The organism is Streptomyces sp. SAI-127, assembly GCF_029894425.1.
GTDB lineage: Bacteria > Actinomycetota > Actinomycetes > Streptomycetales > Streptomycetaceae > Streptomyces.
The window spans coordinates 330,326-346,118 of the sequence record NZ_JARXYJ010000003.1 but is presented as its reverse complement, the minus strand read 5'-3'; the positions used below and the strand labels follow the sequence as shown (position 1 = coordinate 346,118).

General features: G+C 67.6%; 15 protein-coding genes and 4 pseudogenes. 10 read left to right on the top strand and 9 right to left on the bottom strand.

All coding sequences use genetic code 11. The annotated features are described in order from the left end of the window. Positions 1–16 precede the first annotated feature (16 nt). Positions 17–766: a transposase gene (locus M2157_RS48980; protein ID WP_280868774.1), complete on the bottom strand. Its 750-nt coding sequence runs from the start codon at positions 764–766 to the stop codon at positions 17–19. 241 nt (positions 767–1,007) lie between these two features. Between M2157_RS48980 and M2157_RS49220 the strand changes: the two are divergent. From M2157_RS49220 to M2157_RS48965, 4 genes and pseudogenes are all read left to right on the top strand, one after another. Continuing rightward, positions 1,008–1,069 (top strand): annotated as a pseudogene (locus tag M2157_RS49220) (hypothetical protein); the annotation flags it as partial. An 80-nt stretch (positions 1,070–1,149) separates the two neighbouring features. Beyond that, positions 1,150–1,485 carry a winged helix-turn-helix domain-containing protein gene (locus tag M2157_RS49215; RefSeq protein ID WP_348541855.1) on the top strand — a complete coding sequence of 112 codons (336 nt, stop codon included), beginning with the start codon at positions 1,150–1,152 and terminating at the stop codon, positions 1,483–1,485. After that, complete coding sequence (locus M2157_RS48970; RefSeq protein WP_280868773.1) at positions 1,482–2,033, top strand: transposase; 552 nt, start codon at positions 1,482–1,484, stop codon at positions 2,031–2,033. Before M2157_RS49215 ends, M2157_RS48970 begins: the two co-directional genes overlap by 4 nt. Before the next feature lie 386 nt (positions 2,034–2,419). After that, positions 2,420–2,716, top strand: a complete 297-nt coding sequence (locus M2157_RS48965) for a hypothetical protein (protein WP_280868772.1) — start codon at positions 2,420–2,422, stop codon at positions 2,714–2,716. A 496-nt stretch (positions 2,717–3,212) separates the two neighbouring features. Here M2157_RS48965 and M2157_RS48960 read toward each other — a convergent pair. After that, positions 3,213–4,239: pseudogene (locus M2157_RS48960) on the bottom strand (RHS repeat-associated core domain-containing protein); the annotation flags it as partial. A gap of 644 nt (positions 4,240–4,883) precedes the next feature. Here M2157_RS48960 and M2157_RS48955 point away from each other — a divergent pair. Together M2157_RS48955 and M2157_RS48950 are read left to right on the top strand one after the other, a co-directional pair. Next, positions 4,884–5,471, top strand: coding sequence for a peptidoglycan-binding domain-containing protein (locus tag M2157_RS48955; protein WP_280868771.1), 588 nt, complete (start codon positions 4,884–4,886; stop codon positions 5,469–5,471). Between the two features lie 566 nt (positions 5,472–6,037). Further along, positions 6,038–6,160 carry a hypothetical protein gene (locus tag M2157_RS48950; RefSeq protein ID WP_280868770.1) on the top strand — a complete coding sequence of 41 codons (123 nt, stop codon included), beginning with the start codon at positions 6,038–6,040 and terminating at the stop codon, positions 6,158–6,160. A gap of 140 nt (positions 6,161–6,300) precedes the next feature. On the opposite strand, the gene M2157_RS48945 is transcribed toward M2157_RS48950, so the two are convergent. The 4 genes and pseudogenes from M2157_RS48945 to M2157_RS48930 all read right to left on the bottom strand — a co-directional run bounded on the left by M2157_RS48945 (position 6,301) and on the right by M2157_RS48930 (position 8,606). Next, positions 6,301–6,501 (bottom strand): DUF2252 family protein, encoded by a 201-nt coding sequence (locus M2157_RS48945; RefSeq protein WP_280868769.1) that lies wholly within the window; start codon positions 6,499–6,501, stop codon positions 6,301–6,303. Next, positions 6,498–6,656: pseudogene (locus M2157_RS48940) on the bottom strand (DUF2252 family protein); the annotation flags it as partial. The gene M2157_RS48945 and the pseudogene M2157_RS48940, both read right to left, overlap by 4 nt. 250 nt (positions 6,657–6,906) lie before the next feature. Continuing rightward, on the bottom strand, positions 6,907–7,941 hold the full coding sequence (locus M2157_RS48935) for a hypothetical protein (RefSeq protein ID WP_280868768.1): 1,035 nt from the start codon (positions 7,939–7,941) through the stop codon (positions 6,907–6,909). Beyond that, on the bottom strand, positions 7,938–8,606 hold the full coding sequence (locus tag M2157_RS48930) for a hypothetical protein (protein ID WP_280868767.1): 669 nt from the start codon (positions 8,604–8,606) through the stop codon (positions 7,938–7,940). Before M2157_RS48930 ends, M2157_RS48935 begins: the two co-directional genes overlap by 4 nt. Positions 8,607–8,899: 293 nt before the next feature. On the opposite strand from M2157_RS48930, the pseudogene M2157_RS48925 reads away from it, so the two are divergent. The 3 genes and pseudogenes from M2157_RS48925 to M2157_RS48915 form a co-directional block, all read left to right on the top strand. Beyond that, positions 8,900–8,983 (top strand): annotated as a pseudogene (locus tag M2157_RS48925) (repressor LexA); the annotation flags it as partial. Positions 8,984–9,236: 253 nt separating this feature from the next. Next, entirely contained in the window at positions 9,237–9,659 is a 423-nt protein-coding gene (locus M2157_RS48920) for a VOC family protein (protein WP_280868766.1), read from the top strand. A gap of 85 nt (positions 9,660–9,744) precedes the next feature. Further along, complete coding sequence (locus M2157_RS48915) at positions 9,745–10,935, top strand: IS110 family transposase (protein WP_280868765.1); 1,191 nt, start codon at positions 9,745–9,747, stop codon at positions 10,933–10,935. Positions 10,936–10,983: 48 nt separating this feature from the next. Here the strand turns inward: M2157_RS48915 and M2157_RS48910 are convergent, their stop codons facing one another. Further along, positions 10,984–11,421 (bottom strand): VOC family protein, encoded by a 438-nt coding sequence (locus M2157_RS48910; protein ID WP_280868764.1) that lies wholly within the window; start codon positions 11,419–11,421, stop codon positions 10,984–10,986. A 138-nt stretch (positions 11,422–11,559) separates the two neighbouring features. On the opposite strand from M2157_RS48910, the gene M2157_RS48905 reads away from it, so the two are divergent. Further along, on the top strand, positions 11,560–12,132 hold the full coding sequence (locus tag M2157_RS48905; RefSeq protein WP_280868763.1) for a hypothetical protein: 573 nt from the start codon (positions 11,560–11,562) through the stop codon (positions 12,130–12,132). Positions 12,133–13,635: 1,503 nt separating this feature from the next. Here M2157_RS48905 and M2157_RS48900 read toward each other — a convergent pair. Both M2157_RS48900 and M2157_RS48895 read right to left on the bottom strand, forming a co-directional pair. Beyond that, positions 13,636–13,770, bottom strand: coding sequence for a hypothetical protein (locus M2157_RS48900; protein ID WP_280868762.1), 135 nt, complete (start codon positions 13,768–13,770; stop codon positions 13,636–13,638). 445 nt (positions 13,771–14,215) lie between these two features. Next, complete coding sequence (locus tag M2157_RS48895; protein WP_280868761.1) at positions 14,216–15,724, bottom strand: MFS transporter; 1,509 nt, start codon at positions 15,722–15,724, stop codon at positions 14,216–14,218. Positions 15,725–15,793 lie beyond the last annotated feature (69 nt).

Here is a 15,793-nt window from a genome sequence, read left to right as displayed (position 1 = left end):
CGCTCAGTGAGGGTTTTCAACGGTGCCGCTCCAGGGTGAGGACGGCCTTGGTGATTGACGTTATGCGGTTCGGGCTGCAGCGGGCGTGACGGAAGATTCGCCAGGATTTCAGGCGGGCGACTGCTCGTTCGACGGGTACGCGGGCGGCGGAGAGGGCCCGGTTGACCATCTGCTCGGTCGTGGTGAGTTCGCCTTGGGGCGGCCGGCGCTTGGGGGTGGTGACCCACTCGCCTGCGCCGATGTAGGCCATGTCGGCGAGGACGGGGACGCCCTGACGTTCACAGATCCTGATGATCTTGTGGGTGCGGGCGGCGGTCAGGTCGTGTGTGCGGCCGGGCAGGACGGGTGAGAGCCACAGCGTGCGCCCGGCCGGATCCGAGATGACCTGCACGTTCACACCGTGCCGCTTGTGCTTCGTCGAATAGTCCGCGCGCCCGTCGCCGACCCGGTCGCACTCGGCGAGCGTGCCGTCCACGAGAACGTAGTCGGGGTCTGCCTCGCGTAGGACCTTCAGCAGGCCGGGCGCCGTGTCGGCCAGGTGCTCGACGACGGTGGTGACATACGCGTGGGCGGTGCCGACGGAGATACGGAATCCCGCGGCGAGTTGCGCCAGGGGGTCGTGCCGGCGCAGGTATGCCAGAGCGATCACCGCACGCTCGGACGGCCGGAGTTTGCAGCGCCGGTCACCCTCACGGGTGACGATCAGCATCGTCACCCACTCCACGAGTGCATGGGGCAGGTCGAGTGCGGCAGGATACGGGACCAACAGGGTTTCTGAGCTGGAGAGTTGAGACCTAGACACCTCTCTCAACGGCACGGGGACCCTGTCCGTTGCCTACGGCCCCACCGTCACCCCTCCGGGGGCCACTCTGAAAACCCTCACTACTGACTTTGTTGGCGTGATGTCGTAGCTGACAGGCGGTGTGTGCTGCGGTAGGCCGCTGGTATGAGGTATCCGCAAGGGGGGGCTGACCGCCGAGCGGCAGGCGTTTCGTGAGCACATTCGGTTGCAGGCGGCCGAGTTGTTCGCTGCTGGGCAGGGCAATGCCGCGGTCGCCCGTGAGTTACGTGTCAGCGTGCGGTCCGTGCAGCGGTGGCGCCGGGCCTGGGAGGACGGTGGAGAGCGGGGCGCTGGCTTCGAAGGGGCCGTTGTCCAGGCCCAAGTTCAGCCAGGCGCTCTTCGCGGTGCTGGAGCAGGAACTGGCCAAGGGACCGGTGGCGCACGGCTGGCCGGATCAGACCTGGACGCTGTCGCGGATCAAGACCCTGATCGGGCGCCGGTTCCACACGAGCATGACGTTGTCGGCGATCGCGCAGATGCTGCACCGGCACGGCTTCAGCCACCAGGTCCCGGCCCGTCGCGCGGTGGAGCGCGACGAGGAAGCCGTCAGCGGCTGGGTGAAGGAGACCTGGCCCCGGGTGGAAACACCGCGGCGGCGCTCGGGGCCTGGGTCTGCTTCGAAGACGAGGCCGGCTTCTCGATGACGCCGCCGACGACCCGAACGTGGGCCAGGCGAGGGCGTACGCCCGTCATCCGGGTCCGCGGACGTTCCCAGCGCCGGTTCTCCATCGCCGCTCTGGCCTGCTACAAGCAGGGCGAACACTCGCGCCTCATCTACCGGCCCAAGCGGCACGTCGATCACAAGCAGGGCGGCAGACGAAGTTTCACCTGGAGCGAGTACCGCGACCTGCTGATCGCCGCCCATCGACAGCTCGGCGCGCCGATCGTGCTCGTCTGGGACAATTTGAACGTGCACAAGGACGCCAGGCTGCGGGCGTTCATCGATGCCCAGGAGTGGATCACCAGCTGCTTCCTGCCGGCGTACGCACCCGACCTGAACCCCGTCGAGGGCATCTGGTCACTGCTGCGACGCAGCAGTCAGACCAATACCGCATTCGCCGACCCAGACCACCTGCTGCACACCCTCCGGCGAGGACTTCGCCAGATCCAGTACCGCAGCAACGTCATTGACGGCTGCCTCACCGAAACCGGCCTCACCTTGACGACATCACACCAAAGGGTCAGTAACTAGGAGTCCGGGGCGACGCTGTCCTCGATCCACTGGAGGCACCACGGCGCCCCGTGGGCGATCGGTACAGCGACCACCTCCGGGTTGTCCGCCGAGACGCGCTCCCGCTTCTTCGAGGAAACCGTGATCCCCCACCTGGGGGCGGACGGCCCAACGGGGCAGATCGCCGAACTGCAACTCCGTCTGCTGGTCGACGATCCCTGAGTGCCATCGAAGGCCTGGCGGCCGTCACGCACGCACTACGCGAAGCCGCGCAGGTCATCTGGGGCCGCACGGAATACCAGGGGTAGCCCGTCCGGGGCCCCGTGTGTCTGGGGCAAGTCGTTCGTTGGGGTAAGTGCACGGGGCTGAGCTGCCTGCGAAGTCCGTCCCCGAGGAAGGAGCCGAGTATGGCCGGTGACCAGATCATGACCGCCGAGCAGGCGCGGACTCTCTTCGGCGGCGTGGCCGTGGGCCGCATGCGGGTCGAGGCTGAGCGCTGGTTCGAGTTTCTGCAGGAGCGGTTCGAGGAGGTGGAACGGCGGCCGAAGCATCAGCGGATGTTGGGCGAGGCGTACGGCCAGCTGAGTGTGCACCTCGACCACGGAGACATCGAGCAGGCGTTGAAGCAGCTCGATTGGATGAGAGCGGAGGCGCAATGCTTCGCGAACCATCCGGACTTCCCCGTCGGCCCGGTCGATGAGTAGGAAGGACGTCAAGGCAGCGGAGCTGCGCATGGTCACCAGCGGCGCAGGCCTCGCTCAGTAGCTCATCGAGACGACCAAGCACGTCGGTTACGGCTTCGCCAGCGGCTCGGGCGAAAGTGACGTCACGCCCCCGGGTTCGCACTTCAGTGCCCTCGTGGCGACCGTAAAGCAAACGCCCCGAGGCCCAAAATGGTGGGCCCGGGGCGCTGCGAGCAATGCGGTGTGCGTCTCACGGCGTAGCCGGATCACGCTTCGAGGGCGCTTTTACTGTCCAACTATCGCTGGAGGTGGCACGTCCTAGCTTTCGCTACAGCTCATACCACTCTCCGAGCCCTTCGACCGTTCGCGCTCGGACGAAATTCTCGATGACATCCCATGCGCGATCGACTCGCATCACGAAGTCACCTGTAAAGATTCCCAATTCATCCATGACCGGAACGTCGACTTCTCCCTCTGGGGAAACAGAGCCATCCCCAATGACCTGCTGGGAGATCTTCCCACCGTCGTTCCTGACGGTGACGGTAAGGATTCCACTGCTCCCGCTGAAGCCGGTAAAGGGGGCAGGCAGCGTGTAGGTCTGTGTGGAGTGGTAGACCAGGTCCCATTTGGGGCCTGGAGTCATGTAGTCGTGGTACCTGCCGCCCTTGCCGTCGTTGCACCCGCGTTCGCAGTCCGTGACCGGCTTCAGGCCGGTGGGGTCGGACTTGGTGACCGGGGTGTTGTTGGCGTAGGCGTAGCCGTTGAGGGACTCGTGATCGTCGGGAGCTATGACAGGGTCCGCCGAGAGGAAGCGTCCGGTGGACGGGTCGTATTCGCGGGCGCCGATGTGGGTGAGTCCGGTGTCGGCGTCGGCGGGTTTGCCGAGGAAGCCCTTGTCATCGGGCCAGGCTGGCGGTGTGGTGCCGCGTGTCTCGCCGAAGGGCTTGGTGTAGCGGCGGGTAATGGCCTGGGTGGTGGCGTCCACCGTCATGGAGGCGGTGCCGTGGTGGTCGTCGACCATCCAGAACAGGCCCGTCTCGGTGCGTACGGCGGTTGCATCGCCGGACGGGTAGTAGCGCTGTGCGGTGAACTTCTTGGCAGCCGTGTCGTAATGGAGTTCCTGACCGGCCAGGTAGAGGACCGTCTTGGCGGGGCCGCGGCGGATAAGGAGATCGCCGTTGGCGTCATAGAGGTAGTCGGTGGTCTTGGTGCCTTCGGTGAGGCTGCTCAGTTCCACTTCAATGTCCCAGACGAGGCTCTGCACACTGCCGGTGGGGCCGTAGCGCTGGGTGGTGTTGCCCTGAGCGTCGTAGGGGCTGGCCGGCGCCGCGGGCGTTGACGGCGGGGTAGCCGTAGGCGGTCTTGGTGTCACCACCAGTGGCCTTGTGCTCGGTCTGGCTGTCGCGCAAGCCGCCAGGCTTGTAGGCCCAGCTTGTCCAGTACGGGGCCGGGCCGCCGAGCGCGGCCGCCGAGCGGGCGGTGGCGCAGTCGTTGGAGGACGGCGTCCATGCCTCGGCCAGGCGGCGGTAGCCGTCGTAGGAGAAGCGGGATCGGCGGCGGCTATGACGGTCTTGGTGCCCTTGGGGCGGCCGAGCATCTCGTAGCCGGTGACGACCTGGGAGTAGATCGTCCCGGTAGTCCCGCCTACGGCTCCAGCAGCTCGCCGACATCGGGCTGGCGTGGGCAGCGCGGTGATCGCGCTCCCGCTTCGGTCCGATCCACCCGAAGCGGGGTTCCGTGGCCTGTCGGTGGGGCGGGGGGCTCAGCCTTTACTGACAGGAGGCCGTCCTGCCCAGCTCGATATCGCCGCTTCCCTGCTCACCAGGTACACCCGCAGCGCCCTGGTCGTGGTTCGCCTGCACTCGAGACCGAGTAGTCCTCCATCGCGAGCGAGCCTTGGGAAGACCAGGAGCGCGGTGTCTGGGTGGCCTGGAACCAGGCCCTGGCCGCCGTGATCGACCGGTTGAGTAGCGCCCAGCGTGGTTGACCCGCTGCACGACGCGAAGTCTCGCTGGTGAGCAACATCGGCTGGTGCGGGCGGGTTTTCCTACTTTGGTTCCCAAGCCCTGCGGCGCATTGGGGCATTCGGAATATTCATAACGCACCATAACAACTCGCATTAGTAGTACTAAACTTCTCGGCCTTGGCCCAGGATGAAACCGGATTACGTCAAGGGACGGGGAACGGGATGAAGAAGATCGTGCGTGTGCTTGTAGCCATCACGGCCGGGGCCGGCCTGACCTTCGGAGGGATCACCGCCACAGCGTCCGCCTCGCCAAGTCTGAGTTACGAGTGTCCGGACTTGGCGGAAGGGCTGGCGGGGCCCTGCGTTGCCTCGTTGCAGCAGGCGCTGAACGCCAACGGGGCCAACCTGGTTGTCGACGGCATCGATGGGCCTCTCACCGCACAGGCCACGCGGGACTTCCAGTCGTCTCATGGCCTTGTCGTCGACGGCATTGCGGGTCCGCGAACCAAGGCCGCGCTGACCTTGAACGCTTCCGTGCCCACCCCGCGCCTGACTACACCTGCCGCGCCCCCGGCACCAACGCTGCCCGCCCCGAAGAAGAATCTGTACGACCGATTCACGGACGGCGTCTGCGGCATCGTCGGGGCAGGCGCCGGGGCAGCCAGCTGGGTGGTGGTCGGAGGCGCCGATGTCGCGAAAACCAAGGATCCTGCAACAGCTGCCGCTGCGGCGGCCGCAGGTGCCGCAACTGGTGCCGCAGCCACCAAGTGGGCCTGCAACAAGATAGTTGAGATCCCCCCGGCTGGCTGATCCACCCGCTCACTGAAGCGTGATGCCCTGTCTATATGCAGACCGGGCTATGGAGCGGACAGGCGGCTAGAAAAGATGTCGGCCCGGGTCGGCGCCGTCGTTGTCGAACCGTTCGCCCTGTCCAGAGGAAACCGCACTGGAACGGCTTCAGGACAGCCGGCTGTACGACACGGTTGAGAAGGACGGGCGATGAGCGTGTCGCGCCTGCCCACCAGCGTCACCAGGTGGGCGGGTGCGTTGCCTGTGCCCTGGGACTGATCTGCTGTTACCTGCGGTAGTTATAGAAATCCGACCACAGATGAGTGGCCGGGGACGATGGCCGGCCCCAGCCCTGGTGGTGCCTATGGCGGTCGCGCCTCGTTGCTCAAGCTATGGGCGAACCGGAGGACTTCGTGTCGACCAGCAGGGCGTCGTTCACGGCGATGGAGTCGTCCGCGCGGGCGGTGGAACAGCTGACCCGCGAGCCCGCCGCCCAGGAGCTGGCCCAGCGGGACTGGGTTCGCGCGGATGACGGGCGAGCTGATGACCCTCCTGGACAGCCTTGAGGAGGACTGGAAGCGCGGCTGGTGTCCGGTCGGGAAGAACACTTCCTTCGCGAGCTGCGTTCGGCGAAGGCCAGGTACCGGCGTGTGCGGGACCTGATGGTCGACGCGGCCGCCGTGATCCCGGACTACCGGCCGTCGGCCTGAAGGAGGGCTACTGATCAGTAGTCGTCGTCCGGCATGGGGTCGCCAGCCCTGAGCGCAGCGCCATCGGGTGCAGGTGCGGCTGTGGCAGGTCGGTTCCTTCGCGTTGCGCCGGTACTCGGCACAGCTCACACGCACTCGCCTCACCACCCAAACCGCTGACCCAGCCTCTCAGCGAACCAACAACACACCAGGCCAGCCGCCGCCCGGTACAAGATCACGATGTCGTTCTCCAGGGCGTCGGTGTGCCCCTCGAGCAGGATGTGGTACGACGGCAGACCGGCCGATCCGATGTCGATGCCGCGGCCGACCGCGTCCTTGACGCGATAGGAGCCGGACGGCACGCCGTACCCCGGTAGAACGCGAACGCAGAGGCCGCCATCTTCCGGAACTTCACGCGGAACGCCGGGTCGGCGGCCAGGAGCTCACCGAAGGCGGTGTCGAAGACGGCGAGGATCTCCTCGCCGCGGCGCTCGTCGTTGAGCTGCGGAGCCGAAATGATCTGCAGGTTCGAGACGACGCACGTGCCCGTCTTGGCGGACCTACGGCTTCAGCCAGCCAGCTGTGAGACGCGAACTGGGCAGCGCCTGACGGTACGCGGTGCGTACCCCTGACTGTCAGTGCCAAGGCTTATTAAGGGGTCCTTGCACTATGAGCGCCCGATCAGGTCGCGTGGTCTGGTGCCAGGCCGCGCGACCCGGGCGGGCATAGTGCAAGGACCTCGGCGCCCAGGAGCGGGTTCCGGTCGCTCAGAAGATGTCCCGTTCGTCGATGCGGGCCGCGCGCAGCTGATCGCGGAAGTACGTGAACCGTTCGTCCCGTCGGCTGCGCAGTTCTTCCAGCGGCACGATACAGCCGAGCTCCGTCAGGAGGTCGGTGAACTCCTGGTCCGACCCGATGGCGTGCCCGGTCTCCGTCCCGAAGCGGATGACCCTGCTCGCGAACTTGCGGGTCATGTCCATGCTGGCGTGATAGGCGCGATAAGGCCGGGTCTTCGAGGAGAACTGGAGGTTCTCCGGGTATTCGGTGCCGTCGAGGTAGTAGGTGAGGAACATCCCGTCGTCGAACATCTCGCATCTGAAGAACGGCAGGTCTCGATGGAGATAGACGGTAGTCGCCAGGGCCGCGCGCAGATCGTGCAGGGCGGTCAAGGAGACGAAGACACCCATCCGAAGCAGCTCGATCTCTCGGTCGACATCCTGCGTGGTGGTCGCGCCCTGTTCACGCAGCCGCATCGTCACATGGGCCCGCAGACACTCCTCGGCGCCCGGGTCGAGGATGCAGAGCCTGATCTGGTCCAGGCGACGGAAGGCGCGCTTGTCGCTGCCGAGGGCGAGCCGGAACGTAGCGAACTCGGCGGCACCGCCCTTGCTGTCGTAGCGCGTGGACGACTCCAGCATCACCTGGAATGCTTCGCGGAAGCCCCGCTTCGGTACGTCCGCCGACTCGAAGACACCGCTGGGCAGGGACGCCTCGAAGCGATCCTGGAACTGGGAGTGGGCGACGTCGATCGCATAGCCGGCCAGCTCCTGGGCTTGCAGCCGCTGCCGGAGCGGATCGAGGAAGAGGGAGACCATAACGTAGATGAAGACCGAGGCGATCACGGATTCGCCGATGGCCGCCAACGCCGTCGACCACTGTTGGTCCAGGTCGAACAACAGGCCCCACAGTATGAGCACCACGCCCACCACAGTGGCCGCGAGCATCACCAGTCCGGCCCACAGCCGCGCGTACTGGGCGAATATGCGAACACCGTCGGGGTTGCCCGAAGCGGGAAGGGTCATGCACTCAGCCTTTCTGCCACGAGTTCCATGAGATCGGCGATCTTGTCGGGCCCGAGCCGACTGCACGCCGTCGCCCCGGTCCGCTCCTTCCGCTCGGCGGGGACGACTGTCGTCGTCCGGGCGACGTCGTGGCCCTGAAGGACGACGGTGACGACCGGGTGTCCGCTCTCGGGGTCGGCGCGGTGCATGGCACGGTGGTCGAGGGTGTACGACTGCCCGGTCTCGTGCCGGACGGTGCGGGTCGGACGGAGCCGGCCGGTTCCGTCGGGCGTGTGGTGGTAGGCGCCCGCCGTGTCCTTCGAAAGCCGGTGGACGGGCGTGTCACCGGACTCCCGGTCCAAGGCGAACTGGTTCTCCAGAAGAACACCGGAGACGACGTGGGAGGCGAAGTCCCAACGGTGGTTGTGCACATCGGACGGCGGGACGGGACGGTCCCACACGTGCACGCGTAGCGCCCAGGAATCGACGCTCGGGGAGAGCAGCTTCATCTTGTAGAAGCCGTTCGGATGCCGGTAGCACAACGTGTCGGAAAGCGAGGCCCTTTCCTTCGCCGCGGCCACCAGATACTCGCGGAGCCGGCCGCTGTCACAGACCGCGGAGAGGGTCGGCAGCAAATCCTCCGGGCCGGACACAGCGGAGTCGATGAAAGTGAGCAACTCGGTCATGAGCGGCATGCTACTGCCCGGCTCCACCGGGAAACTCCCGCCGCAGCAGGGCCGTTCGTCATTTCCAGCGGCCGCGGGCCGGATGAGGCGCCGGCTCACCACTTGCCCGGTGCGTAGTCCTTCAGGAAGACGTCGGAACTTCCTCCGGATCCACCCCGCCTCCGGGCGATCCTCGGATACCTTGAGCAGCAGCTTCCAACGACGAGACCGTGGTGACTTACCTGCGGTTCCAGGTCGAGGCCACCCGCAGCGCTAGTGGTCGCCGACAACCGGAAGCCTGCAATTCCCGCGTCCCCCTGCCCCGCCAACTCGTCGGCGGCGGTGAGCTGTTTGTACTGAACGTCGTCGGCGACTCAGTGATCGACGCCGCGTCCTGCTCGCCGCCGGGACGCCCGGTGAACCGGCACTGCGCCGCCGCCCGACCACCGACCGGCCCCAGCACAGGCCGGCATTCTGGCCTCGGACTGGACTGGGCGGCGTAGGGAAGCGGCTTCGCAGGCCGGAGCGTCTACGAAGGCTGGAGCCCCGGGATGGCAGACCTCCCGGGGCTCCGTGGCGTTGCACGGCGGGGTGCTACTGCACCCGCGCTCCGAGGGCCTGCTCGGCCATTCATCCGACTGGGGAGGGCTCATGGCGACCAAGTGGAGCTTGACGATCGACTGCGCGTACCCGTCGAAACTGGCCGCGTTCTGGGCGCTGGCGTTGGGCTACGAGGAGAAGCCCGCGCCCGCAGGGTTCGGGAGCTGGGAGGAGTGGTTCTCGCATCATGAGGTTCCGGAGGACGAGTGGGATGACGGAGCGTACCTCTCAGATCCGGACGGCGTGGGCCCCACCTTGTCCTTCCTGAAGGTGCCGGAGCCGAAGGTGGCGAAGAACCGGCTGCATATCGACGTGCAAGTTGGTGGCGGCCGTGAAACCCCGTGGGAGGTGCGCTGGCCGCGCGTGGTCGAGGCGGTACAGCGGTTGACCACTGCGGGCGCGACCGTCTTCTGTCACTTGTGGCTTCCATCGATTGGCCGCCCGACGCCCCACGACGACTCGGCTGCCAATTAGGAATTGCGAATGATCGCTACGTAGGGAATCGACAGCGAGGTCGTCCGTGGGAGGCACCAGCAACACCACCGCACGGAGGCACCACATGGCCGCGATCTGGGCTGGCATCGACGCAGGCAAAGCCCACCATCACTGCGTCGCGATCGACGAGAGCGGCCGCCGGCTGCTGTCGCGACGCGTCGCTAACGACGAACCCGAACTGCTCGAACTCCTCGCCGACATCCTGGCCCTGGGGGACGAGGTGACCTGGGGCATCGACCTGGCCGACGGCGGAGCCGCCCTGGCCATCGCGCTCCTGGTCAACCGCGACCAGCCGGTCCACTACATCTCCGGCCGGGCCATCCACCGCGCTTCCGAGAGCTACCGCGGCGAGGGCAAGACCGACGCGAAGGACGCCGCCGTCATCGCCGACCAGGTCCGCGTCCGCCGCGATCTGCATCCGCTGCGGGCCGGCGACGACACCGTCATCGATCTCAAGATCCTCACAGGCCGCCGCATGGACCTGATCGCCGACCGCACCCGCACCGTCAACCGCCTCCGTGCCCAGTTCACTGGCATCTTCCCCGGCCTGGAGCGGGCCCTGGACCTCACCAACACCGGCCCCCTCACCCTGATCACCGGCTATCAGACCCCCGCGGCTATTCGCCGGATCGGCGTCAAGCGGCTGGAGACCTGGCTGCGCAACCGCGACGTCGTCCGCCCCGACCGGCTCGCCGAAACCGCTGTCCAGGCCGCCGAACGGCAGCACACGAGCCTGCCCGGCGAGAAGCTGGCCGCCACGTTGGTACACACGCTGGCGAAGGAAGTGATGAGCCTCAACCAGCAGGTCGCCGAGCTCGACAAGGCCATCGAGGCCCGGTTTCGCGACCACCACACCTTCGAGGTGATCACCAGCATGCCCGGCCTGGGCGTCATCCTCGGCGCCGAGTTCCTGGCAGCCACCGGCGGCGACATGACGGCGTTCGGCACCGCCGACCGCCTCGCCGGCTTCGGCGGCGTCGCCCCGGTGCCTCGCGATTCCGGGAAACTGAGCGGGAACCTGCGCCGTCCGCAGCGATACAACCGCCGCCTACAACGCGTCTTCCACTCCTCGGCGTTGTTCAGCATCCGCCACTGCGAGGAATCCCGGCGCTTCTACGATCGCAAACGTGCCGAGGGCAAGCGCCATACCCAGGCCGTCCTGGCTCTCGCTCGCCGCCGCGTCAACGTCCTCTGGGCCCTTCTGCGCGACGGACGGCGCTACGAGCCAGCTCCGCCGGCAAGGGCTGCCGCATAGGAAGGGACGCGACACGCTGCGCGCGGCCAGTTGGCCTGACCGACCTCGTCAGACCAGGCAAAACTCGTTACCTTCCGGGTCTGCCATCACCACGTGATCCGGCCTGCCCTGCAACTCGTCCTCGCGGACCACGGTCGCGCCCGCAGTGGTCAACCGCTGTACCGCCTCGACCACGCGCGGCCAGCGCACCTCCCACGGGGTTTCACGGCCGCCACCAACTTGCACGTCGATATGCAGCCGGTTCTTCGCCACCTTCGGCTCCGGCACCTTCAGGAAGGACAAGGTGGGGCCCACGCCGTCCGGATCTGAGAGGTACGCCCCGTCATCCCACTCGTCCTCCGGAACCTCATGATGCGAGAACCACTCCTCCCAGCTCCCGAACCCTGCGGGCGCGGGCTTCTCCTCGTAGCCCAACGCCAGCGCCCAGAACGCGGCCAGTTTCGACGGGTACGCGCAGTCGATCGTCAAGCTCCACTTGGTCGCCATGAGCCCTCCCCAGTCGGATGAACGGACTGTACCGCGCACCTCCGACACCTCCTGCCCGCTACCTCAAGCGTGCGCCGCGGCTTGACGAACGGCATTAGGAATCGGTGAGACTGGTCAAACTCCGTTGAGACGGGACACTTGCCGCATGAGACGGCCCGCTCGGGCAGCAGATCTGCTTCACATGCCCCGGACCGAGATCATCTGGACCACGGCTTTCTGAACCCTCGGCAGGAACGCCGCGATGGTCGCGCTACCGGGTTCCTCGCCAAGCTGGTCCAGGGCGGTCGCGAACTGCGCCCTGCCAAACATGCCGCCGCCGCCGAACTGCGCTTCAAACTGGGCGGTGGCGCCGAACTTCGCTCCAACGAACCAGGTGTCACCACCGAACTGCGTGCCAATGAACCTGGCGTCGCCGGTGAACTGCGCATCGAGGAAAGCGGCGTCGCCGACGAACTGCGCCCTGCCGAACATGGCGCTGCCGGTGAACTGCGCTTCGTTGAACCCGGCGTCGTGGGTGAACTGCGCCTCGACAAACCCGGCTGTACTGGCGAAGTGCGCCCTGATGAACGAAGCATCGCCGCCAAACTGCGCTCTGTCGAACCTGGCGCCGCCACCGAACTGCGTGCCAATGAACCCGGCGTCGCCAGCGAACTGTGCCTCGTCGAACTTGGCATGGCCGATGTGGGGGATGTTGGTGTTGGGGTCTTCTAGGGCGCCGAGGAGTTCAGCTAGAAGACTCTGAGTGAAAGGGGTGCCGCAGTGGTTGACGTCGGCGCCGGTGGCGAGCGTTGCGAGGTAGGAGTTTCGTTCGGTATCGGTGATGTGAACGAAGCATGCAGTGTGCCAGGGACGTAGATCCCACGGCAGCCGACCGGGTCGGCAGTGGGAGTAACGCCCGGTTCACGATGCCCGCATAACGGCCAGGGAGGTTCGTCTGGGTTGGGGGGCACAGAGGGAGGCGGCGTCATCTGAGCGCCCCCCGTCTCGCGATTCAGCATGTGCGGAAAGGTTTGCCGCGTACCTGAGGAAAGTGTCTCGCAATAACGGACTCAGCGGCGCTTCCCGAGCGTGGGTAGTCCACCGGACACCGTTCGCACGCTGGTACTCACTCGGACTTCCCGAGGCTTCTTCGTTGCCTCAGACGCGGCTCTCATCCTTGCGGCCGCCCGAGCGGCTGCCTTCTTAGCTGCCTGTGCCTGTCGCTTCTTCTCGGCCGCCGCTCTTGTACGCGCGGCGTTCTGCCTGATCTGCTCCTGGATCCGGTCAGCGTCAGGTGGGCGAACCCATACGGGAGACGGCTCGCGTGCCGAGCCGGTCCTCGCGTTCACGGTCGACGTAGACGTGGACTGGCTGTTGCGCTGGCACGGAGGGCGGCGTTTCCGCGCCTCGCCAGCGAGGATGCGTTGCTTGTACTCCCACAGCTTCCTTCGTTCTTCGTGGGTCAGGTCCGGGTTGAGTTTGTCCACCTCGTCCCAGGCCGCCGCTCGGGCTATCCGAGCGGCGCGCCAGTCTCCCCGCTTCACGGCTTCACCCAGCTGGTTCATAGCATTGAGGAGCGGTTTGCGGGCCTGCCTCTGCTTCTTCGTGAACCCAGCTGACCTGGCACCTCGCCCGGGGGTGCCCTGGGCTCGACGCTCTTCCCAAGCCGGGCCACCGGTCAGGAGGTGAACACGCGGTCGTGCTCTGTGGGTCATCGCGCCCTCCGCTGCCCGAGGTCGCCATACTCAAGGTTGATTTCGATGCAGTACCGCGTATGCAAGACGAAGTTCGCCACAGATGTCCCCCACCCGGTAGCAACACGACGAGTCCCTCTACAAGGTACGACCCGCCACCGACAACCAGGCGGAAAGTCGGGCCATGAGGGCGAAGCCACAACTCCAGGGCTTGCCCCCCGTCTTCAGTGACACGAATTCGCGTCCATCAAGGCTCGATGGCACACGCTCAAGGTTCAGTTTCACCGGACATGGGGCAGGGTGCGCAAGAGGCGGCCGACGGTGGCGACGAAGGTGTTGTGCGCAGCCCGGGCGAGGCCTGCGCGCCGGTCGCAATCGGCCCGGTCGGGGAACGGCGAACCACCGGCGGGCGCCCGGGGGTTCAGTCGCCCTGGGATCACGACGACGCCGCGGCTCCCCTGTTGTCGGCGTATTCCTTGCGTCGGGTCTCAGCGTCCAGCGGCTCGCCGTGCTGTTCGCTGAACGCGGAGTAGCCGGCCCCTCATGCCTGCCCCCAGGGGGTGTAGCCGAGGTTGCGGTGCCCGAGGCCGGACAGGGGCGTCACCTGGTCGACGAATCGGCTGGTGAACAGGCGCCTCGCCGACACCTCGCCGTACCGGTCGATGTGCGCGAACACGATCTCGTGGTCCTTCGCGGCGCGGGTGCGCCAATCGAGGACCTGCTCCGGGTCAGGTCCTCGAGGATCAGCTCCTGGTCACCGTCGACGTCGATGGTCTCCGGCTCCGGTGCGGCGGGCGCCGGGCGGGGAGCGGGCAGCACGACCGGGGCCGCAGGCGCGGCCGGCTCATCGACGACGGGACGCGCGGCCGCGGCTTCGGCACGGGGCTTGGCGGCCGCGCTCCCGCTCCCAGCGGTGTTCGCGGGCCACGCCTGGGTGGTCACGGTCGCTTCTATCCTCGCTGAAGCCGACGGTGCCGCTGCCTGGCCCCGGCCGGTGCCCTTCACAACCAGCCAGGGGCGGGCGAGGGCCGCTGCACCGCTTCCACGTCCGGCTACGTCACCTTGCCCCAGCCGCAGACCCCATCGTCCGGGACGACGTTGGGCTCGGGGAAGGCACGGCGCTACAACTCACGCATCGCTGGGCTCTGCCGGTTGGCCTTCTCCTCTGTCAGGGTCGGATCCGTCACTGCGCCGCCGGCCGCACGGGGCGTGCGAACCAGGGCGAGCACCAGGATCCCGCCGCCCAGGGCCGTCAGACCGGCGGCCACCGCCGCATGGTTGAGCCCTGTCGCGAAGACGGCCCGCAGGGTGTGCTCGGAGAACGCGTCGCGCAGTGCCCCCGCCCCGCCACCCGCCAGGGTGTGCGCCGCGTCGTGCGGCAGCGTGTCCTGCATCCGCGAGGTCAGCACCGTCCCCAGGACCGCGATCCCGAGCGCATAGCCCAGCTGCCGGAAGGTGTTGACCGCGCCGCCGGCCATGCCTGCCCGCTCGGCCGGTACCGCCGCCAGCGCAGCACTCGCGATGCCCGGCGACACCAGCCCTGTGCCGACGCCGACGAGCACGAGACCCGGGACCAGGGCGGCGGCCGACGAGCCCGCGTCCAGGACCGCCATGCAGAACTGGCCGGAGGCGACCAGCAGCAGTCCGCCACCGATGGTGATCCGCGGCGGCACTCCGTGAAGCAGCCGGCCCCCGGCCGCCGCGACCACGAATGACGCCAGCGACAGCCACAGGAACACCAGACCGCCGCGCACCGGGCTCATCCCGAGGATCGTCTGGAGCCAGATCGAGGTGTACGCCATGCCACCGAAGGCGGCCGCATTGAAGGCCAGGGCGCCCGCCATCACACCGGAGAACGCGGGCTTCAGGAACAGCCGCGGATCGATCAGAGGGTCGGCTGCGCGCCGCTCGACGGCGACGAAGCCGGCCAGCGCCAGGACGCCGCACCCGAACCACACGAGGGTCGTCCCCTCGGTCCAGCCGTGCGCCCCCGCGCGCACCGCCCCGTACGTCACCGCACCGGCGAACGCCGCGAACGTCACCGTGCCCGCCCAGTCGACCCGGCGTCCGCTCGCCCCGCGCGACTCCGGCACCACCCGCAGCGTCAGCCAGATCGCGGCCACGCTCACCGGCAGGTTCACGAAGAAGATCCACCGCCAGCCCGGCCCGTCCGTCAGCACCCCGCCGAGCACCGGCCCGACCGCGGCCGCCGCACCGCTGACCGCGCCCCACACCCCGAGCGCCACCGACCGCCGTCGGCCCTGGTACACCGAGCCCAGCAGCGGCAGCGTGGTGGCGAACATCGCCGCCGCGCCCACGCCCTGCACCGCCCGGGCCGCGACCAGCATCCCGGGCCCGGAGGCGAGCCCGCACAGCAGCGAGGCCACCGCGAACAGCACCACGCCGGCCACGTGCACCCGCCGCCGACCCAGTACGTCGGCGGCCGCCCCTATTCCGAGCAGCAGCGCCGCCAGCGCCAGCGCGTACCCGTCCATCACCCACTGCAGATCGCTCAGCGACGCGTCCAGCGCCCGCGCCATGTCCGGCAGCGCGACGACCGCGATCGTCACGTCCAGCAACAACATGAACGTGCCCAGGCACACCGCCGTCAGCGGTCCCCATGTACGCATGTCCCCACTCCTTTGCGACGTCTCCCTGTCTCTCCGTACGATGGCCACGCCCCGGTCGATCGCCGCGGT